The organism is Gemmatimonadaceae bacterium (assembly GCA_037721215.1).
Taxonomy (GTDB): domain Bacteria; phylum Gemmatimonadota; class Gemmatimonadetes; order Gemmatimonadales; family Gemmatimonadaceae; genus UBA4720.
Window position 1 is genome coordinate 38,092 of sequence record JBBJNV010000005.1, and the last position, 19,417, is coordinate 57,508.

Annotated in this window: 15 protein-coding genes and 1 tRNA gene; 6 read left to right on the top strand and 10 right to left on the bottom strand. The window is 58.9% G+C overall.

Annotated features, from left to right (window positions below; genetic code table 11):
• Nucleotides 1-114 precede the first annotated feature (114 nt).
• The 9 genes from aroA to WKF55_03550 form a co-directional block, all read right to left on the bottom strand.
• A complete protein-coding gene (aroA, locus tag WKF55_03510; GenBank protein ID MEJ7758644.1) occupies nucleotides 115-1,368 on the bottom strand; it encodes a 3-phosphoshikimate 1-carboxyvinyltransferase in 1,254 nt (417 codons plus the stop codon).
• A gap of 2 nt (nucleotides 1,369-1,370) precedes the next feature.
• Complete coding sequence (locus tag WKF55_03515; GenBank protein ID MEJ7758645.1) at nucleotides 1,371-2,294, bottom strand: 2,3,4,5-tetrahydropyridine-2,6-dicarboxylate N-succinyltransferase; 924 nt, start codon at nucleotides 2,292-2,294, stop codon at nucleotides 1,371-1,373.
• A complete protein-coding gene (gene dapA, locus WKF55_03520; GenBank protein ID MEJ7758646.1) occupies nucleotides 2,291-3,196 on the bottom strand; it encodes a 4-hydroxy-tetrahydrodipicolinate synthase in 906 nt (301 codons plus the stop codon). The genes WKF55_03515 and dapA overlap by 4 nt, the downstream gene beginning before the upstream one ends.
• Nucleotides 3,197-3,201: 5 nt before the next feature.
• A complete protein-coding gene (locus WKF55_03525) occupies nucleotides 3,202-3,927 on the bottom strand; it encodes a dihydrodipicolinate reductase C-terminal domain-containing protein (protein MEJ7758647.1) in 726 nt (241 codons plus the stop codon).
• Nucleotides 3,924-5,282 carry a lysine-sensitive aspartokinase 3 gene (lysC, locus tag WKF55_03530; GenBank protein MEJ7758648.1) on the bottom strand — a complete coding sequence of 453 codons (1,359 nt, stop codon included), beginning with the start codon at nucleotides 5,280-5,282 and terminating at the stop codon, nucleotides 3,924-3,926. Before lysC ends, WKF55_03525 begins: the two co-directional genes overlap by 4 nt.
• The gene (gene asd, locus WKF55_03535) at nucleotides 5,279-6,358 is read right to left on the bottom strand and encodes an aspartate-semialdehyde dehydrogenase (protein MEJ7758649.1); all 1,080 of its coding nucleotides are present in this window, start codon (nucleotides 6,356-6,358) and stop codon (nucleotides 5,279-5,281) included. Before asd ends, lysC begins: the two co-directional genes overlap by 4 nt.
• Complete coding sequence (locus tag WKF55_03540) at nucleotides 6,355-7,350, bottom strand: M20/M25/M40 family metallo-hydrolase (protein ID MEJ7758650.1); 996 nt, start codon at nucleotides 7,348-7,350, stop codon at nucleotides 6,355-6,357. The genes asd and WKF55_03540 overlap by 4 nt, the downstream gene beginning before the upstream one ends.
• Before the next feature lie 91 nt (nucleotides 7,351-7,441).
• Nucleotides 7,442-7,972 (bottom strand): hypothetical protein, encoded by a 531-nt coding sequence (locus WKF55_03545; protein ID MEJ7758651.1) that lies wholly within the window; start codon nucleotides 7,970-7,972, stop codon nucleotides 7,442-7,444.
• Nucleotides 7,973-8,087: 115 nt separating this feature from the next.
• On the bottom strand, nucleotides 8,088-9,953 hold the full coding sequence (locus tag WKF55_03550; GenBank protein ID MEJ7758652.1) for a multicopper oxidase domain-containing protein: 1,866 nt from the start codon (nucleotides 9,951-9,953) through the stop codon (nucleotides 8,088-8,090).
• Between the two features lie 748 nt (nucleotides 9,954-10,701).
• On the opposite strand from WKF55_03550, the gene WKF55_03555 reads away from it, so the two are divergent.
• The 5 genes from WKF55_03555 to WKF55_03575 all read left to right on the top strand — a co-directional run bounded on the left by WKF55_03555 (nucleotide 10,702) and on the right by WKF55_03575 (nucleotide 18,246).
• Complete coding sequence (locus tag WKF55_03555) at nucleotides 10,702-11,652, top strand: site-specific DNA-methyltransferase (GenBank protein ID MEJ7758653.1); 951 nt, start codon at nucleotides 10,702-10,704, stop codon at nucleotides 11,650-11,652.
• Nucleotides 11,649-12,611 (top strand): hypothetical protein, encoded by a 963-nt coding sequence (locus WKF55_03560; protein ID MEJ7758654.1) that lies wholly within the window; start codon nucleotides 11,649-11,651, stop codon nucleotides 12,609-12,611. The genes WKF55_03555 and WKF55_03560 overlap by 4 nt, the downstream gene beginning before the upstream one ends.
• Before the next feature lie 2,073 nt (nucleotides 12,612-14,684).
• On the top strand, nucleotides 14,685-15,098 hold the full coding sequence (locus WKF55_03565) for a DUF2958 domain-containing protein (protein MEJ7758655.1): 414 nt from the start codon (nucleotides 14,685-14,687) through the stop codon (nucleotides 15,096-15,098).
• A 1,046-nt stretch (nucleotides 15,099-16,144) separates the two neighbouring features.
• Nucleotides 16,145-17,029, top strand: coding sequence for a hypothetical protein (locus WKF55_03570; GenBank protein MEJ7758656.1), 885 nt, complete (start codon nucleotides 16,145-16,147; stop codon nucleotides 17,027-17,029).
• Between the two features lie 245 nt (nucleotides 17,030-17,274).
• Nucleotides 17,275-18,246, top strand: a complete 972-nt coding sequence (locus WKF55_03575) for a hypothetical protein (protein ID MEJ7758657.1) — start codon at nucleotides 17,275-17,277, stop codon at nucleotides 18,244-18,246.
• 80 nt (nucleotides 18,247-18,326) lie between these two features.
• On the opposite strand, the gene WKF55_03580 is transcribed toward WKF55_03575, so the two are convergent.
• A tRNA-Leu gene (locus WKF55_03580) sits at nucleotides 18,327-18,410 on the bottom strand.
• 83 nt (nucleotides 18,411-18,493) lie between these two features.
• Here WKF55_03580 and WKF55_03585 point away from each other — a divergent pair.
• Nucleotides 18,494-19,375 carry an Ig-like domain-containing protein gene (locus WKF55_03585; protein ID MEJ7758658.1) on the top strand — a complete coding sequence of 294 codons (882 nt, stop codon included), beginning with the start codon at nucleotides 18,494-18,496 and terminating at the stop codon, nucleotides 19,373-19,375.
• The last annotated feature ends 42 nt before the right edge of the window (nucleotides 19,376-19,417 follow it).

The following is a 19,417-nucleotide window of genomic DNA, read 5'->3' on the forward strand; positions in this document are numbered from 1 at the left end:
CGGTTGCTGGCTGTAGAAATACAACCCAAGAGATGACGCAATAGAGACATGCGCTGGCTCACGGCGTCGAATGATATACGTCGTGACTCCGGGAACCCATCGCCGCGGTAATGGTCACATGCTGCAGACGGCTTCCAGATCGCTCCAGAATTCGGGATAGGAAACCGCGACACAATCGCGGTCATCCACCTCGATTTGATTGCCCGGCAGTGCTGCCAATACCCCGAACGACATTGCGATGCGGTGATCCCCACGCGTGACTACGCGGCCGCTAAGCGCGCGTCGCGTACCGTACACGCGGAAACCATCAGCCGTCTCTTCTGCCTCTGCACCGATCGCGCGCAGATTCGACACGAGCGTTGCGATTCGGTCGCTTTCCTTCACTCTCAGCTCGGCGGCGCCGGATATTTCGAGGTTGACACCCGCCGCAGCGGCGACACAGCCGAGCAGCGGAATCTCGTCGATCATCGACGGAACACGATCGCCTCCTGCCCTGAACCCTCGCAAATAAGCAGGTGCTGCCACCACAGTCGCGACGTCGTCGCCCGCCACGCAGCGTTTGCCGACGTATCTCACCGATCCCCCCATTTGGCGCAGGACCTCGAAGAAACCAGTGCGTGTTGGATTGATGCAGACATCTGGAAGTCGAACTTCGCCCTCGCTTGCCAGGCTTGCCAATGCCGTGAGGTAAACCGCGGATGACGGATCCGCGGGGACATCGATGTCGAGTGGCGCGAGTTCCTGAACCGGCGACAATGAAATGCTCAGATTGTCGACCGTGATGGGCACTCGGAGCGATGCAAGCATACGCTCTGTGTGATCCCTCGACTTGCCCGACTCTCGCACCGAAACCGGCACACGCGCTACAAGGGCGGCCAGCAAAATTGCGCTTTTTGTTTGAGCACTTGCCGCTCGGGTACTCCACGCCAGTCCCAACAGATTTCCACCATGCACCGTCATCGGCAGCCTGTCGCCGCGCTCGAACTCAAAGCGCGCTCCCATGGCGGTAAGCGGATCGGCGATACGTTGCATTGGCCTCTGGCTTAGACTTGCATCGCCCTCAAACCGCGAAGCAAATGAGCACGCGGATACGACACCAGCCAGCAGGCGCGCGGTGGTACCGCTGTTGCCGCATTGGAGAGCGGCGTGCGAAGCGACAAGACCCTGCAGGCCGACACCGGAGATCGTGATTTCCCCGGAGAGATCTGGTACGTCAACGCCGAGTTGGCGGAGCACGCCGGCGGTCGACCGTACGTCGTCCGAAAGCAGGATACCGCGAATATGAGACTTGCCGGTCGCGAGGGCGGCAAGGATCAGTGCACGATGAGAAATCGACTTGTCGCCGGGCACGCGGACAGTGCCGCGCATTTTCACCTGAGCCAGCTCTCGAGCGCGGTCGAGGTGTCTGTCTTGTCATCGCGGTACTTCACGATCACCGGCGTCTGGAGCGACAAACCCTCTCCCTTCCCCCAATCCGACGTGACATGCCGTGCGCCAGGAACCACCACTGCATTCTCAGGAATGATGAGCGGCTGTTCGGAACTCCCCTTATACACGGTTTCCCGAACCAGGTCGAACACCGGCGTTCCGCGGGTCAACACAACTCCAGCACCAATTACCGCGCGCTTCCGAACCACGGTGCCTTCATAAATTCCGCAGTTTCCCCCGATGATGACGTCGTCCTCGACGACGACCGGCGAAGCGTTCACCGGCTCGAGTACGCCGCCAATCTGAGCAGCGGCGCTGAGATGTACACGCTCTCCAACCTGCGCGCACGACCCAACCAGCGCATGCGAATCGACCATCGTCCCCGCGCCGACATATGCTCCAACGTTGATATACATGGGCGGCATGCAGACGACTCCCTTCGCAACGAAGGCTCCCCTTCTGATGGCGGACCCGCCGGGTACGACGCGCACAGCGTCGGTCAGCTGGAGGGCCCGCAGCGGGTAAGTGTCCTTATCGAAAAATCTGAAAGTCGCGCTCGCGCCGCGCCCTTTTCCGTCCGGAGTACCGCGAGTCTCCGTAACATCGGCCTGCGCCACCTCGCTCGGTGACATGTCTATGAGTTCTCCAATCTGGAAGCCGAGCAGAATTCCGCGCTTCACCCAGGGCACGGCATGCCAGACTCCACTTGCGTCGCATCGCGCTGCGCGCGCTTCACCCCTTTCCAGCGCATCGAGCAGCTCTTCCACCAGCGCTCGCGCACCAGAGGGCGCTCCCCCCACGGCGATCTCGCCGAGTGCACGGTCGATCCGCGACTGAAGAGTGAGCTCCATTCGCACAGGGGTCATGGCATCGCGCCGGCGTCTTTTAGCGCGTCGGTGAGGCGGGCCGCATGGACACTGAGCATAGGCACCAGTGGAAGCCGCAGCACGTTGTCGATTTTCCCCATGGCTGTCAGGGCAGCCTTGGCCGGGATGGGATTCGACTCGATGAATGCCATGGTCGTCCATGCCGACAGACGTTTCGATATGGCACGAGCTTGAAGGAGATCGCCTTTGTCGCAACACTCTACCTGCCGCGCCGTCAACCTGGGTGTGACGTTCGACGTGACCGAGATGACGCCATCGCCTCCCTCTCCCATCACCGCGAGCGTCAGCGCATCATCGCCGGACAGCACGCTGAACTGTTCCGGCCGATTCCGGATTATCTCGGCAATCTGCACCAGATTGCCGGAGGCTTCCTTCACCGCGGTGATGTTCTCGTGCTCCGCGAGCTCGAGAGTTGTTCCGGCCTCGACATTGCTGCCCGTTCGCCCGGGCACGTTGTACACGATCAACGGAAGGTCAACCGCGTCGGCGATCGCGCGAAAGTGTGCAACGATGCCGCGCTGCGGCGGCTTGTTGTACATCGGTGACGTATGAAGCAGATGAGTTGCGCCGACGGCCTGCATCTCGCGCGAAATCGCAATCGCCTTTTTCGTGTCGTTCGAGCCAGCACCCGCAACCACTGGCACTCGGCCCGCGACCTGGTCGACCGTGATCGCCACAACCCGTCTGTGCTCGTCAGCTGACAGCGTTGCCGCTTCTCCGGTCGATCCGCACGGCACGAGGAAGTGAATGCCCTCGTCGATCTGCCATTCGATCAGGGCTCTCATCCGCCGCTCGTCCACCTGGCCATCGGCGGTGAATGGAGTGACGAGGGCAGTTCCGCAGCCTCGAAGTATTACGCGCTCACGCGCGTCCAGACGCATCTCGATCACTGGCTTGCATCCTCCCCGGAGGGCGCCGAAAACCCGAGCACATCGCGCATTGTGAAAACTCCCTTTTTGCCAATGAGCCATTGCGCTGCACGTAGCGCGCCGTCCGCGAACACTCGTCTGTCCCGTGCCTCGTGTCGCATGGTGATCTGTTCGAACGGTCCGTCGAAGATCAGCTCATGAGTGCCGGGAACCGAACCCGTTCGCACGCTCGTCACAGGGATCGTCCGGTCCAGCGGGCCCTGCATTGCTGCGACAATTGCGATCGCTGTACCTGATGGAGCGTCCTTTTTCGCGGAGTGATGCGTCTCCACCAGATGCGCGGCGAACTCAGGGGTCGCAGCCATGATCAGGGCGGCCTGCCGTGCCAGCTCCGTGAACAACGTCACGCCAATGGAGAAATTGGGCGCCCAGAGCAGTGCGCCGCCGCGCTCGATTGCGGCCGCCGTGACAAAAGGCAGCGAATTGTACCAGCCAGTGGTGCCGACGACGATCGGGACGCCGTCGCTGATGCATGCCATGATATTGTTCACTGCCGAACCCGGTTCGGTGAACTCGATCGCGACATCGGGATCGCCGAGCGACCGCCGCGAGATGCCGTCTCCGTTTCGGTTGTGCGCTTCGTCGAGCATCGCCGACACCTGCCAGCCCCGCTCCTGGGTCATCTGCGCAATCGTACTCCCCATCTTTCCGTCACCGATAATCGCGATATGGGGCGTGTTCACGTTCTGCCGGCTCCAAAGAATTCGCGATGGAGATTGACTATTGCCGGGGTCACCTGGTCTGCGTCCACGATCAGCGTCAGGTTGATGCCCGTCGCACTGAGCGACATCATGTGCACCTTTGTATTGCCCAGCGCCATCAGCGCACGACCCATGGCGCCGCCCGCATCGCGAATTCCAGCGCCGACAATCGCGACGATTCCCCGGTTGCGCTCGATCGACACATCACCCAGCGACCGCAGGTCGACCAGAAGCGCGTCGAGATGGGCGGGGTCGTCGATCGTCACCGACACCGATACTTCAGATGTAGCGACGACGTCCACCGAGGTGAGATGGCGTTCGAAGATTTCGAACACCCGCCTGAGGAATCCATGGGCGAGAAGCATTCGTGCCGCGGTAACCTTGAGAACGGTGATATCGCTTTTTCCCGCAATGGCGCTCACCGGCCGGTGTGGCGCATCGAACGTGATTCGCGTTCCCTTCCCCTCCGCCCGGCGCGAATTGTACACAAATACCGGAATGCCCAAACGTACCGCCGGCGCAATGGTATTCGGATGCAGCACCTTTGCCCCGAACGACGCAAGCTCGGACGCTTCGTCAAACCTGATCTGCTCGATCAGCTGCGCGCCCTCGACGACTCGTGGATCCGCCGTGAGCATGCCATCGACATCGGTCCAGATTTCGATTGCGTCCGCGCCGAGTGCTGCGCCGACGAGTGATGCGGTGTAGTCCGAGCCGCCGCGTCCGAGAGTCGTCGTCGTTCCTCCGGCGGTAGCACCGATAAAGCCGCCCATCACCGGAATCCTGCCCTGCTGCACCAGCGGCTGCACGATCTCACGGCATCGTTCAGCGATTGCCTCTGTCTGAGGTTCGGCCTCCATGAAGCAACCATCGGTGATCATGACTTCGCGCGCATCGACGAGCTCCGCCGGCAGACCCGCCCTCTGGAAATACGCAGTCACAAGCTGCGACGAAAGCTGTTCTCCGAAAGACGCTATGGTGTCGAGGGATCTGGGGGTTACGTGCCCGAGCGTCGACAGCGCCTCGGCAAGGTGCGCAAGCTCGTCGAACATTGCACTCAGCTCACCCGCCACATCGGCTGCCGTGCTGGAATCTCCGAGCAGCGATTCGCACGCCTGGAGATGCCGGTCGCGGAGCGTTTCGACTCCGCGAAGCGCACCGATCAAATGTCCTTTCGCAGACTGTTCACCAACAGCTAGCAGCGAATTGGTTGCGCCGCCGAGGGCAGAGACGACGACAATCGGGCGGCGGTCGAGGCGTCCCCTGACAATATCGGCCGCGCGCTCGATGGCCGCAGAATCGCCCACTGACGTGCCACCGAACTTGACGACGATCACGCGCGAGCGAGCCGGCCCGTGGCCATGAGAAGTTCGGCGTTGAGCACCGAGCCGCCGGCCGCACCGCGAATCGTGTTATGACCGAGTGCGACGAGCCGAATGTGCAACACGCTGTCGTCGCGTACACGGCCGACCGTGACCGTCATTCCGTTGCCGGCGTTAACGTCGCGCCGTGGCTGGGGGCGGTCTGGCGCATCAGTGACCAGGAGAGGGTATTCGGGACGGCCTGGAAGTGTCCACGTCGCTTCTGCCCCCCTCCACTGGCGCAAGGTCTCCACCGCCTGCTCTGCCGTCGGGCGTTCTCTGAATGAAATGGTGGCACACACAGTATGTCCGTGTTCCACCGCCACACGGTTCGTCTGCGCGCTGACGCGCATATCGGCATCCGTCACCGATCCATTTTCGAAACGTCCCAGCAGCTTGAGCATTTCGCGCTCGAGCTTGGGCTCTTCATCCGCGATGTACGGAATGACGTTGCCGAGAATATCGAGCGATGGGACACCTGGATATCCAGCGCCTGACACTGCCTGCATCGTCGTCAGAAAAAGCGTCTCAATTCCGAATCGTTCATGAAGCGGTGCCAATGCCAGCGCCGCCACCGTCGCCGCGCAATTCGCGTTGGTGACAATCGCGCCGCTCCACCCGCGGTTGGCACGCTGACAATCGATCAACTGCAGATGGTCGGCATTTACTTCGGCGATTACGAGCGGGACATCAGCGTCCATGCGAAAATTCTTCGCGTTGCTCAGGACGAATCGGCCGGCCTCGGCGAACGTGCGTTCGGCCTCACCCGCAACCGACGAGTCGAGCGCTGAAAAAACTATCGGCGCTGTCACCTTTGCGGGATCAACGGGGAGGACCGTCATTCCGGCAACGGCCGGGGGCATCGCGCCCTCGAGCCATTTCGCCGCCTCGTCGTAACGCTTGCCAGCACTTCTCTCGGACGCCGCCAGCTCGGCGACCTCGAACCAGGGATGATTCGCCAGCAGCCGAGCGAATGTCTGTCCAACCGTCCCCGTCGCACCAAGGATTGCCACCGGCAACCGCCTGCCGCTAAATGGAACGGGAGCGTTCACGCTGAAAGCAGATGACGCGCGATGCGCTCGTAAGCATCGACGCTCGACCGGAGCTCGTTGATATCGACATACTCGTCCGGGGTGTGCGCAACGTGGATCGAGCCGGGCCCGAACATGAGTGGCGTGCCCCACCGCGAGAGCAGCGGTATGTCCGATGTATAGGCCATTGGTGCGGTGTCGAATCCAGGCACCGTGTGAAAATGTTGAGCGGGGATGTACGACCCAAACTCCACTTCGGCACGGCCCTCCGCCCAGTCGCCGACCATCTTCCGAATCGGCTCTACATCGCCAACGAGGCGAATCATCATCTCTGCTTCTGCATGGGCCGGGATGATATTTGCCGCGGTTCCGCCCCGCAGCACTCCAATGTTCACCGTTGTCTCGCCCAGCACCGGATCGTTGGGAAGTGGCAGTTCCCTGATCGTCGGAAGCAGCTCCAGCATCGGCTCGATTGCCGATTGCCCCAGATGCGGATACGCGGAATGAGCCTCGCGCCCACGCGTGCGGACGATCACGCGCAACGATCCTTTGGCGCCACTGGCAAGCTTGCTCTCAGTGGGTTCGCCGTTCACGAGAAACCGGCTGGTGGGTGAAAGATTGTTGGCGGCACGCGCCCCATCGGAGCCTTTCTCTTCGCCGACGACAAACAGGAGATCGATGCGCCGTTCGCCCGCTTCGACAAGTCTGTCGGCGGTTGCGAGCATCGCGGCGGCAATCCCTTTGGCATCGCAGGCTCCGCGGCCGTACAGCCGGTCGCCCTCCAGCCGCGGGACGAGATGCGGCGCCACCGTATCTAGATGGGTCGAGAGTGTCACACCGCCGCCGTCGCGGGACGCCCAGATGTTTCCTCGCCCCTTCGATACTTCCTGCACCGTGACGTTCCACCCGCGCGCTACGAGCCAGCGGGAAACGAAATCCACCACCGCGCTTTCACTCGACGAGAGGGACGGAATTGCGAGCAGCTCGGCGGCAAGTGCGACAACGTCGGTCATTGCGAGAAGTTACACGAATGCAAAGGCGCGGGCGATGCTGCCCCGCGCCCTTGCATTCAGCGGCTGCGCTGCGGTGCCGCCACAGGATGGCTCAGACGCGCGACGGGCTGGGAATATCCCGCGTTGTGTCGAAGGTCGCGTCGGGCGCAATGTCTCTGACGTGTTCGACAAAGATCTGCTGTACGAGGCGATTGGCCTCACGACTGTAGTCATCATGATCCTTTTCGCCGGTTTCGCCGATCTGCGCCAGCTCCGCGTTGCCGAGAGTTCGTCCCGCATCGCGAAACGTCTTGAAAGTATCTTCGGACTGCCGTGACATGACGATGTCGCCAACAAGTCTCAGGAAATCACTTTCCCGCACTGAGTCGGCAAGATCGCGTGCTTTGCCAAGCATTGCGCCGAGTACTTTCTTCCCCGCGCCGGCTTCAGCACCGAGAGTCTGCTGATACGACTCGAGCATGCGCTGATGCTCCCGCATTTTGGGCAGGTAGCGGCTGCAGAGGTCGCGGAAGCGAATATCTTCAGCCTGTCCTTCGTGATCCTTGAGTGCTTCGAGAAAGGTCTGATGCTGCATGACTGCATTGTTGACCTGGCTTTTGAGAAAATCGTTGCCCCGATCCATATGTGCTCCTTGTGTGATTGGCCTGCTGATCACCTGCTGGTAATGGGCATAAATCAACGCACAACGCAGGCCAGCACCACGGCCGGCTGATGCCTCAGCGCGGTGACGCATACCGTCAGCGAACGATGATTTTTCTTAAATACCTCGGCGGCGTGTTGGCGTTTCCGATCGCGAGCGTGTACTCACCCGGAAATGGTGGCAGGAACTCCACGTCGACGGTCTCTCCCACGTCGAGGCGCGCAATCGCCGGAACAACGCGTGCGGCGCTCGGCGGAAGGTCGGCCCCGTCCTTGGCGCGCCGGCGCCACTTCACGGCAGTTGTATCGCGGCGAAGAGTTATTGCGACTATTCCGCCCGGACTGATGTTGATAAATCTCATCCGGTGAGGCACACCCGCGCCCATTACCAGCGGCGGCGAAACAGCGGCCCCGTTCACGATGACTTTGTTCGGCCGCGCTGACCCGTCAGTGCCGGCGATGAAGAGATGATCGGTCAACGGATCGAAACGATCACCCGGGTCAAGCACTACGAGAGCGCCGTAGAGTCCGGAAGTGAGTCCCTCGACGTCATTGAGGTGAGTGTGGTAGATGAACGTTCCGGAACGAGGCATCGTGAGCCGGGCGGTGAACGATCCGCCAGGAGCAATGGCCGGGGCCACCCGGTTCATATCCCCACTCCAGCCGGCAACTCCATCCGAAAAACTTTCCAGCTCGAGCCCGTGCCAGTGCACCGCCATCTCCTCGGCGAGTCGATTCACAACCGTTATGTCGGTTGGCTCACCTCGTTTCAGCACGAGCACGGTACCAGGAATCTCGACGGAGTCGGCTGCCGGTGGATGGTCACCACGCTGGAGGACAAAGCTCATCGCCCGAGGCGCGAGGCGAGTGGGTTTGCCTTCATTTACGAAAAGACGAAGCCGTCGCGCGGGACCGCGTATGCTTTCCACAAACCCGGCGGCAGGACGAACTTCCACACCAAGCACGAGACCGGCCATGTGCCCCATGGGGTCATGACCGGGCACGGAATGAGATGTTTTCATTGTTGCAGGCAGGCGCGCTTCGTCTGTCACATGCTGGGCGACATGACAATGGAACAGCCAGTTGCCTGGCCGCTCAGGACTCCATGCCATCGACATCGTCTCACCGGGAGGGAGACTCTCCGTCACGGCCAGCCGGCGATTGACCGGCGCGTACGTGCTGTCGCGCAGCCACGATCCGCGCGAGTCCACCCGAAAGTAGAACCCATGGAGATGCATCGGATGGTTGCGCGCGCTGCCGTTGATCACCCGCCAGCGCAGACTGTCACCGGTCGTAGCGCCGATTCGCTCGGTGTTGGGCCATGACTTTCCATTGAGGGTGAGGACGTTTCTATATCCCCTCGCGTCTGTCGAATCGCCCCAGACGTTGACGACGAAGATTCGGTCGTCGGTACTTCCCGTTGTGGAATCGACGACGAATGCCCCCGAAAGCTGCTCTCGTTCCATGATCACGCGTCGCGACTGGGGGTTCGGTCGCAGCACATAGCGGTTGGTCGTGCCGAGCGTGGCGTAGTACAGGTAGGTTCCCACCGCGCCTGCGGGAAAGGTGATGGTGCGCGACTCACCCGGACGTAGTGAAATGGTGTCGCGGGCTACGGATGGCCTGGTGGCGAGCCCGTGGATGTAGACGGTGGAGTCAGGGAGCGAGTTGCGAACGGTGGCAACGACCGTTGTCCCGACCGGAACGCGGATGAGCGGAGCGGGGACTTGCGGCCGGCCACCTTCTTCGGCAAATGCCGCGACGTCTACTGAAGGGCCGTTGTCGGCCTCCGGGTACCACTTCGCCATTCCCACTGTAAGCCGGAGCTCGAGCTTCCCCGCTCGCAGCGTCCCGGCCGGCTTGCGATTGTCGTTCGCATGGACCGTTGAAGCGGAACTGCGCGCGTTCGATTCGGATTTCGCGAGGGGTGTTCGAGCTACGCCCGAGCCGCACGAGACTGTCATCAGCGTAAGACCCGTCACCACCAACAGCCGGGGTGCACACGGCACAGCGAAAGGGGGCCAGGGGAGCACGGTTCCGGGCATGGGGAAATATAGGCGTGAATAGCTCAAACCGCCCAGGTGATTCATTACAATGCTCGGGGCGGGGCTCGAACCCGCATGGCCTTTCAGCCGAGGGATTTTAAGTCCCTTTTCCATCGCTACCGAGGATTTTCTTATATAGTTAAGTGGCGCACTGACATAGGGTTAGCATTTTTCCAGAAAACTACAAACCTCCCCTCGCAGCAATTTGGGAGAGGTGTCCCGCCACAAGTCCCGCCACACCGTTAAAATACGGACAAGCAGAACGTCGGCGTTGCTGGGGCATGGCCATAACCGTGAACGGTTTCAGACGTACGACCGTTTCTAGCAGCTGCGGGCACCATGCTCCGTTTTCTTTGGGAGACAAACCGGCATGAAAGGATGACGCACGTAGAAAAACGATTGTGTGTCAGCGATTAGTGGCAGTGAGATTTCGCAATCACTCAATGGAGAATTTATGGAGACAACCTGGACAATTTGAAGTGAAAGGGCCATCGTCGGCCCTTTTTCTTTTCCGGCGGCGAATCCGGATCGCGCATTAGCATTCCTTCCGACATTGGCGGCTCATCACGTAGGTGCTCGGCCTGCCATTCCCGCAACGCATTCGTGGCGCGACATTTCGCCGTGCGTGGTACTACAGTTGACCGAAGGTATGGATTGAGACCCGATAATGCCAAAACATAAAAACGGCACCGCCCCTACGCTATTTCCTCCCGGTGTTCGGATAGGAGAGCACTTCAACGCGCCACCCGATGACGTGACGGCCCCCTACATACAATACAAGCACCCTCGGGGTGAACTCTGGTGCGGCAACTCGATTCAATGGCTCGACAGCTTGCCATCCGCTTCGGTCGACATGGTTTTCGCTGACCCTCCGTACAACATCAATAAGGCGGACTGGGACAGCTTCGAAAGCCAAGAAGCTTATATCCACTGGTCGATATCGTGGATTTCCCAAATCGCTCGGGTTCTACGGCCGGAAGGTTCGGCTTATGTGTGCGGGTTTTCCGAAATCTTGGCCGACATTAAGCATCCCTCTTCACGCTACTTCGCTTCGTGCCGTTGGTTGGTTTGGCACTACAAGAACAAAGCAAACTTAGGAAACGACTGGGGGCGTTCACACGAAAGCATTCTTCATCTTAGAAAATCGAAAAAAGTGCGCCTTAACCTAGACGACATACGCATCCCTTACGGTGCGCATACTCTGAAATATCCCTCCCATCCGCAGGCCGAAACCAGCAATTTTGGAAGCGGCGCGGAGAGGGATAACTGGACACCTCATCCTCTCGGCGCGAAGCCAAAGGACGTCATCGAGATACCTACTACCTGTAACGGTATGGGGGAGAAAACTCCGCACCCAACACAAAAGCCTGAAGAGCTGGTTCGTAGATTTGTGCTTGCTTCCTCCACCGAAGGGTCCGTTGTTCTTGACCCATTCTCCGGATCAGGAACTACGCTGGTGGTCGCCGAACAGTTAGGGCGCCGATGGCTCGGGTGTGACCTTAGCTCTGAGTACAACGATTGGGCGATCTCACGGATTGACAACGTAAAACAGAAATCGGTCCGTCAGTGGATAGATCACGATCGGATGGTAGCCCAGCGTCGGGAGAGTATTAGATGAGTTTGACGGATCTCGTTAATAATGCGAAGGACAAGACTCGCTTTACTACCGTAAAAAACTACGTCGATTTCTGCCTGAAATACCTAACATTCGCAAGAAACGGCTTACAAGCCGAAATCGTTTCGCAGAACGAAACCAACTACAGGTTTTTTCAATACAAGGCGGATGGAGGCTACCGCATTACTCGGCCTTTAAACGCCAACCTGATGTATTCCGTCGACGACAGCGAAGCCCTTGGCCGAGAGTTTCCGAGCATGTTGAGGTCGGCACGAGAGATCGAACAAGGTGACCCGCGTCGGGAAGTATTTCTCCGCAGCATTTACACGATCCAACAAACAATAGGTGCCGCGCTTGATGCTTTGCCCGGAGAGCAGTCAAACACGGCGAGGAAAGTCAATGGCGACCTGTTCGAACGCTTTATCTCGTTACTCGTCAACGCGGTCGGCGTTAGCTGTCAGGCCGGCGTAGTCCAAGTTCCAATCGTAGTGGACGGAAATAATGAAGGCTTCATGTCATACCAGCACGACCTAATTATCAAGAACGAAAACGAGCTCAAAATCATCGGTTCGGTAAAGACCTCAAGCAAGGACCGCATCGATAAGATCTTTCTCGACAAATTTCTTTATTCGAAACTGACCGAGACCTCCATCCCTCATATCGCCATATTCTTGAACGATGTTCAGAGGAAAAAGGGGCGGCTGGCGAACCAGTACGGGGTAAATTCAACGTTCCTTTCCGGTCACTTCCGGGCATTCACAATAAAACTGAACGCGCTCGATGGCGTGTACTACTGCGACCTGCGTCCGAATATGAAGACCGACGCTGTACTCAGCAGACACATTCGAACAATCGACAACTTCTTCTTTGGCGACCTTTGGTCCTTCATGGGAACGCATGGTCTAATCGTCGCAAAAGAAGAGGTGGTGGATGGTGAGATAGTCGAAGTGGTGGAGCCGTAATCAACGCAGCCGAAAATTCGTTGAGCTTCGTTAGCGACTTCGCGTCTTTGGGCGCTTGCCCGCGGGTTGGTGGTGTGGCTCGGACTTTTTTCTGTCAAGTGCGATAGCAGCTCGGTACCTCTCAATGATTGTGGCCCGTTCGACTTCTCGCTGTTTGTCGCGTTCGGGTACTCGTGTTTCACTTAACCTTTGTTCGTCAATCGCGGTTTCGAGCTCTTGGCCTCGCTCGACATTCGGAAGAGGTACCGGTCTGGATGCCGCGGACTTGGCCGGTCGAAGGTTGTTGCGCTTCTTTCTCCGGATCATCTCTTCGCTCTGACGGGTCCCGGAGCCGCGTCGTTCAAGCTCCAAGACGGCCCGGCTGTAGTTTATTGGCTCCCTGTCGAGCATCTGGTCCGCAAGCGTTCTTCTGTCAACCTGGCTGAGCACTCCGGCATCGGTTAGAGCCGTATTAGCCATGATTTCAAATTGCTCCCGCACTTGGTCGACGCAGCCTTTGCCACATGTTGCCCGTCCATTTGTTTGGTCGCGGTCGCTTGCGAGAACACCTGGGCCCGGCCGCGCGTCCCATTCTCGTGTCTTTTCCCCAAAGCTTCCGCTGGTTAGATCAACGCGCCGCGTAGTAAATAAAAAATGAGCGTGGGGGTTACTGTCTAGCCGCGTTGCTCTGACTGGCCGGTGGATGGACGTATCAACCGCAACCCCGTACGTGTTGGAAAGCCACGATGCGAAGCTGCGGCAAAGTTCCGTGCCTTGGTCGTCCGTCAACTCGCGGGGAATGGATGCTTGAACCTCACGGGCAACTGTACTGTTCATCCGCTTTTCGGCTTGCTCCGCCCCATTCCACAATGCTGAGCGGGTACCGGTCCATCCAGTAAGCCATGACGAAGCCACGCCCGACTTACCCCTATAATCAAAGCGCTGCCCTGTCCAGGCTGTCATTCGGTTTCCCGCCCGATAGCACGCAGCGGCGACGGCGCTCTGCCCTCTCGCTCGTGAAAATGTTGAAACGCGCAGATGGTAGATTGCCAAGTTTTTCGCAGTAGCTGGTAAGAGCACCTAGGTAACCTTACGGGCTTAGATACTCCGGCGGCCAGATTGGGCACTGCGCTGGTTTCACTGCCGTGGCCGCCCCGGTCCAAGGAAAAACTTTCCTTGGCACGCCAAACTCAACGAGTTTGCCTAAGCGTGCCCTTCGTGTCGCGTTGCGACACCAAGGGACGGTGCTTGTTACCGGCCCGAGTTCGCGCGCTCGAAGGCTCTGCGAAGCAGAGACAAGAGCGTAAGCAACTGCCCGGCGGGAGGCCGGGCTGCCCTGGGAGTTGTTTTGTGCTCCGACGAACCGGTATGGTCTCTTTGTACCCGGTCCAAAAAAGCGATGGCAAACCAGCGGGACGCCTCAACCTCTGTACATCCTCGCATTCAAGCTTTGCGAATGGAGACAGCTGCGCGCGGGGAGTTCTTGGCCCGAGCCTTTCGTGACGTTGACCTTATCCAAGCGGGCGGAGCGCCGGAGACTTTGGCGCTTATTGGTGGGCCGTCGGTCCGCACTCTCGCGCAAGCTTGGCCCGTTGCGTTCTGGCTTTGGAGCGAAGCGGAGCGAGCTGGACTAAACACCCCTGCCGCGGTTCTGTATAACGCAATCGCTCATAACTCATACCCCGGCCCGCGCCTGGGCGAAGACTCTGGCTGGCATTTTCCAGCCGTACACGCGCCGCGATGGCCCTCGCTCGGCAACTACTCAACGCCGCCCTGAAAGCCGCCAGTACCGAGGACCCTCGGCCGCCAGACCCGAAACCACATGACTTAAGCGGTGCGATGGGTGAGTGGTGGGCTTCCATGCTCGAAGGCGCTGGTCTTTCGGAGGAAGCCGCAACGCTTTACCAAATGCGCGAGGCTGGCGAGGCACCTAAAGCCACGCGACGAGACATGGCGGTGCTCTACAAGCACTCTCGCCAATCGGCAGCCTCGCCGGACCCAAAACTACCAGACGCACCGGCCGAAAATCCGACCCGCAACGCTTCCCCTGGGCTGTTGGTACCTGAGGCCACACCTCAAACCGGAGAGTAACAAATGAAACACCCAGTCCTACTAACGCAGAAGATACGGAAAGCCTTGCCCGCGATTTACAGCCAGGAAAAAACAGCAGACCCTATCGTCCACGCGAAGTTTTTTACACCGGACGCGCAAGCCACATGGTTTGCGCTAGAGTTTGATGGGGTTGATGAGTTTTTCGGCTGGGCTTCGCTTGGAGACCCAGACATGGCCGAACTTGCGTATTTCTCGCTAGCCGAACTTCAGGCTATACGAGGGCCTTTGGGTTTGCGAATAGAACGAGACCTGTATTTCACGCCGTGCCCCTTGAGCGTGGCCAAGACCGGCGCCAATCCGTATCAGTTTTGCGTCGATCCGGATCGCGCACGGGACACCCTAAGGTCGCAAGAACCCGCCGATGAAACGCGTGACGATGAAACCTCCATCCGCTAAACCATGCCGAAAGCAAAACAAACTGCCGATGTAATGCGCGAACGAGCTCGTGCCCTGCTTGCGCGAGCGGCGGCGAAGGACGCCCGAGCGAACGCTGTCTTGCGCAAGAAGGAAACTCACAAAAAAATCGTGGCCGGCGGCTTCTTCTTATCGCTCGTCGGAGCGGATCTATCTCGGCTCACCCCCGAGGTCCGCGCCAAAATGGAGCGCGACATACAGCGGCCTCACGACCGCCGCGCTCTCGGACTTCCCCCGCTCCCAACCCCAACCCAATCTTCCAATGAATAGCGCTGATATAACTCGTCGTATATGGGAACTGCTCCATGCTGGCCCTCACCCCGACGCTGAACGAAATCCCGACGAAACCCTGCCGGTTCTGTACGCTGAGAGTGACCCGGACTCATGGCGACTAAGCGTTCACCCAGGCGATGAAATGGACACGAAGGACCGCGAATTCATTTGGGAGGAGTTTGCTCGGGCGGTAGAGATCGTTATGGCTGCTAACCTACCCGCTGGTGTCAACGTGGTTGTTCACCCGCCGACAGAGTTCCCCGATGGTTCTGCGGTGGCGGGCGCAGTGGCATACACGTATCCAGTCCCGCCACCCGCTTCAGAAGCTGCGTCGGCGCATTGGTGGGGGATAATGTCTGGACTCCTGCCAGAAGTTTCGCGCATTGCGCAGCGTAGTATCGGGCGACAATGGCATGCGTTTCAAGCCGAGAAGGTTGCGCGGATGTCACCAGACGAGCGCCGGGTTCACCGCATTCGTGCGCGACTTGACGCGATCGAGAAGGCACGCGAACGAAACCGTCCGGACTATGCTCCGCCTCCACGCCGGGCGGCCTCTCCTCCGGCAAGGGATAAGCGAAAGGGCCCCCGACTGTAGACGAGCCTGACCCTGCCCTCAGCTCGACCGAGTGGCAGACTTGTGGGTGCCAATAAAAGCCTCGCATAGTGAAAGAGCCGCCGAACCATTCGGCGGCTCTTTACTTTTGCTCGTCGCTCGGGTCTCGCCCTCGAGAAATGCCGATTGGAGGCGGCAACGCATGGATGATACAAGTCAAAGACACCCCCGAGCCAGCGAAATCCGTGACGGTGTAATCGGAACAATCTTGAATGCCGTTCAAGGCATGGGCGACGATCCGGAAGAAGTGCGCGAAAGGATCGCTGAGCGGAAACGAGGCTTAGACGTAAAGCCCGAAACGGCTGTGTGGATTGAGGACCTAAAGACTGGAGAGTTCTTAAAATCGAGCCTTGAACTGCGAGCGCCGCGTCAAAAACGCGCCAGATCCATCGGATATTTTGTACGCGTTTCTCGGAAGGAGCTTTACGAAATGGCGATTAACCCGCCGCCCCGGTCGGCGCGTACTGTTCTTGATTACCTGCTAGCAACCTGTGATTGGAACAACAGTGTCGACGTAAGACATCACGAGATCGCGGATGCCGTGAATATGAAACGACCCAATGTTTCCCGTGCCATCCGCTGGCTCATCGACGCAACCTACCTCGTAGTTCCGCCGGTCAAGCCGAACGCTCTCCCATGGATGCCTGGAAAACGGAAACGGTACTGGCTCAATCCCGACATTTTCGCTTTTGGCGATGACAAGGAAAACGCAGCCCTCCAAAATGAAATCGAGGAGTACGAGCGAGAGAAACAAAAAGTCTCCGCCGATATGGATCAACTCTACGGGCGGGGCCTATACCGATGGCCATCCGAAAAAAGCCACATTCTCCTTTGTATCACCACAGATACCAAGTGGTATCACGGGCGATACCTGGCCGTAGAGGGAAATAGTAGGCTTCCTATATTAGTCTTGGGGTCTGGGGTGTTTCGCTGCTTTTCCCACCTGCTTCCGGTTGCCCGTTTTTCGCCCCGCGCTGTGCCTTCTGGGGCTCCGGATCGACCCGGACAAAACAGCCATGACGACTGAAGTTGCTTGACTTCCCCGCCTGTCGATTTGTTGTTTAGTGGATGCCAAAGAAGAAAAGCCGACCCGCACCCTGGTCCGGCGCGGCAGGTCATCGAAACACCAACGGCCGAGGGAGTCTAAAAATAGACCGGGTGTTCCGGGATGTGGGTCGAATAAATCGACACACAGGTACAAACTCTCTCGTTGTATTTCGACAAATCTCGCAAACGCTCACGGCTTTATACGAACACGGGCATTTGGGATACTTGCGAGAAATCAAAGCGGGCAGACTGTCGATGCTTGCGGCCTTGGAAGCACACAAGAAAATGGGTATGGAGGGCATTCCCTCACCAGAACTTGCGCGACCAATCTCCGTCGCGTGGGGCGAATGGCTGGGCCAGTTTCGCGTAGGCAACGACATTTCGGAGGTTCATGCCGATGATCTTGCGCGCCGGCTGCGACAGCTCACCACCCGTAAAGTCCCTGCGGAATACGATCCGACGCGGCTTGAGCTTGACGAAGTCGCAACTGCCAACAACCTCGCACGTCCCGTAATCGAACTACCCAAGCTTCTCGCAGAATATCGGGATTATACGTTAGGAATTACGACTTTCAATCGGGTCCGGGCTGCGTGCCAGGCTTTCGCCCGCGACAACGGCGGGCGACAATCGTTGCTCTGGAAGGAGATCACAAATACACGGCGTTACAAAGAGAGACCACTCAGCCAACGCAAGCGGTACCCACTCGAAGTTTCTGAGTTAGTGAAGCTGGCTGAAGCGAGCGACGACGACAGCGCGCGCGCAGTGTTGTCCATGGCGCTCACCGGAATGGGCATCACAGAATATTGGGGGTTTTGGGAAGACAGCCCACAGCTGATTTATGTCCACGGTGAAAAGCGCAAAGGGAGGGATCGCCCCATTCTGCGCCTCGTCAAACCGTGGCAGCCGGATAATTTCACTGCGGACGCTTTCCGGCGGCGGCTAACAAAAATCGCCAATACTTCTGGTCTTCCGGTTCGCCCTTATGACCTGCGCCGAACTTTCGCCCGCCTGCTTGAAAATGCCGGGGTAGTGCGATCCAACTGCTCGGCGTACATGGGGCACGGTCCGAAGTCCTTATTCGATTTATACGCCCACGGAGACGCCATTCGCTTTATTGGGGCGGATGCCGAACGAGTACGCGCCCACCTCGCGCCACTTACCCCAATCTTGGAACGTCTCGGGCTAAATCCTGAATAACCCCGCTACAAGTCCCGCCACGGCTCAACGACAGTCAGCCTTTTCATAATCGTCGTTTTTGGTGGATTTTACCTATGAAATGCTCGGGGCGGGGCTCGAACCCGCATGGCCTTTCAGCCGAGGGATTTTAAGTCCCTTGCGTCTACCGGTTTCGCCACCCGAGCGACGACTGGAAGCTATTTACGCTCTGAACTCCATTCAAGCAAAGGCTCTGCACGGATTCTGCGCGACACATTATCATTAAAAAATGCGAAAACCCTGGCTATCTGTCCTTCGCCGATCGGGCGTTACCGGTCTCCTGCTCGTGTGCCCGGCGCTGGCGATTGGCGCGTGTAAGGACGTTTCGGGCCCGCCCGTGCCGACCGGGCCCGACGTCACATCGCCTTCCGTGATGACATCGTCCCCTGTCAACCGGGCCTCGGACGTCAGTGCGACAACGGCCGTCCGCGTCACGTTCAGCGAGCCGATCAATCCGGCTACACTGACGGACTCGACCTTTACCATCAAGTCGTTTTCGCCTACTGGCTCGGTTGTGATTAATGGCATTCGATCGTACGACGCTGCAACGAACACAGCGATTTTTACGGCGACATTGCCCTACCGGAATTATGTGAGCTACGCGGTAACGATTACCACCGGCGTGAGGGACATGGCGGGCAACCGGGTAGCCTCGCAATACACATCGTGCTTCACGCCGACCGCCGGGTCAGGAGTTGCGAGAACGCTCAACGGTGCTCACTGGAGTGGAAACGATGCCTGCGTCGAGGTCCACTGGCACCTCCCGATCGATCAGACGGGGACTGTTCTCAGCCGAAACGCTTCCTGCGGGCTGAACGATGTCGATTGCAGACTCACGGCTGTGAGTGAAGCAGGCAGGGCGGTGCTCGGCGGCTCTACCTGCAGACCAGCCAACCGGCCTGCGCCGAGCCTGTGCGATGTGCTGGTTGTGTCTCTCACCGGCACGGCCAACGGCACATCCGTTTCATTCAACTTCACAACTGACAACGGCCTCACTTTCAGGTTTGTTGGTGCGTTTGCTTCGTCAAGAACGATCAGTCCTTACCTGACGGGAACCATCAGCGGAACCTCGCTGACTGCGGTGGGCATAAACTTTTCGCAGGAGCATTGATTAGGCTCGAATAAAGGCCGGCCCAGATTACGTAAACCGCAG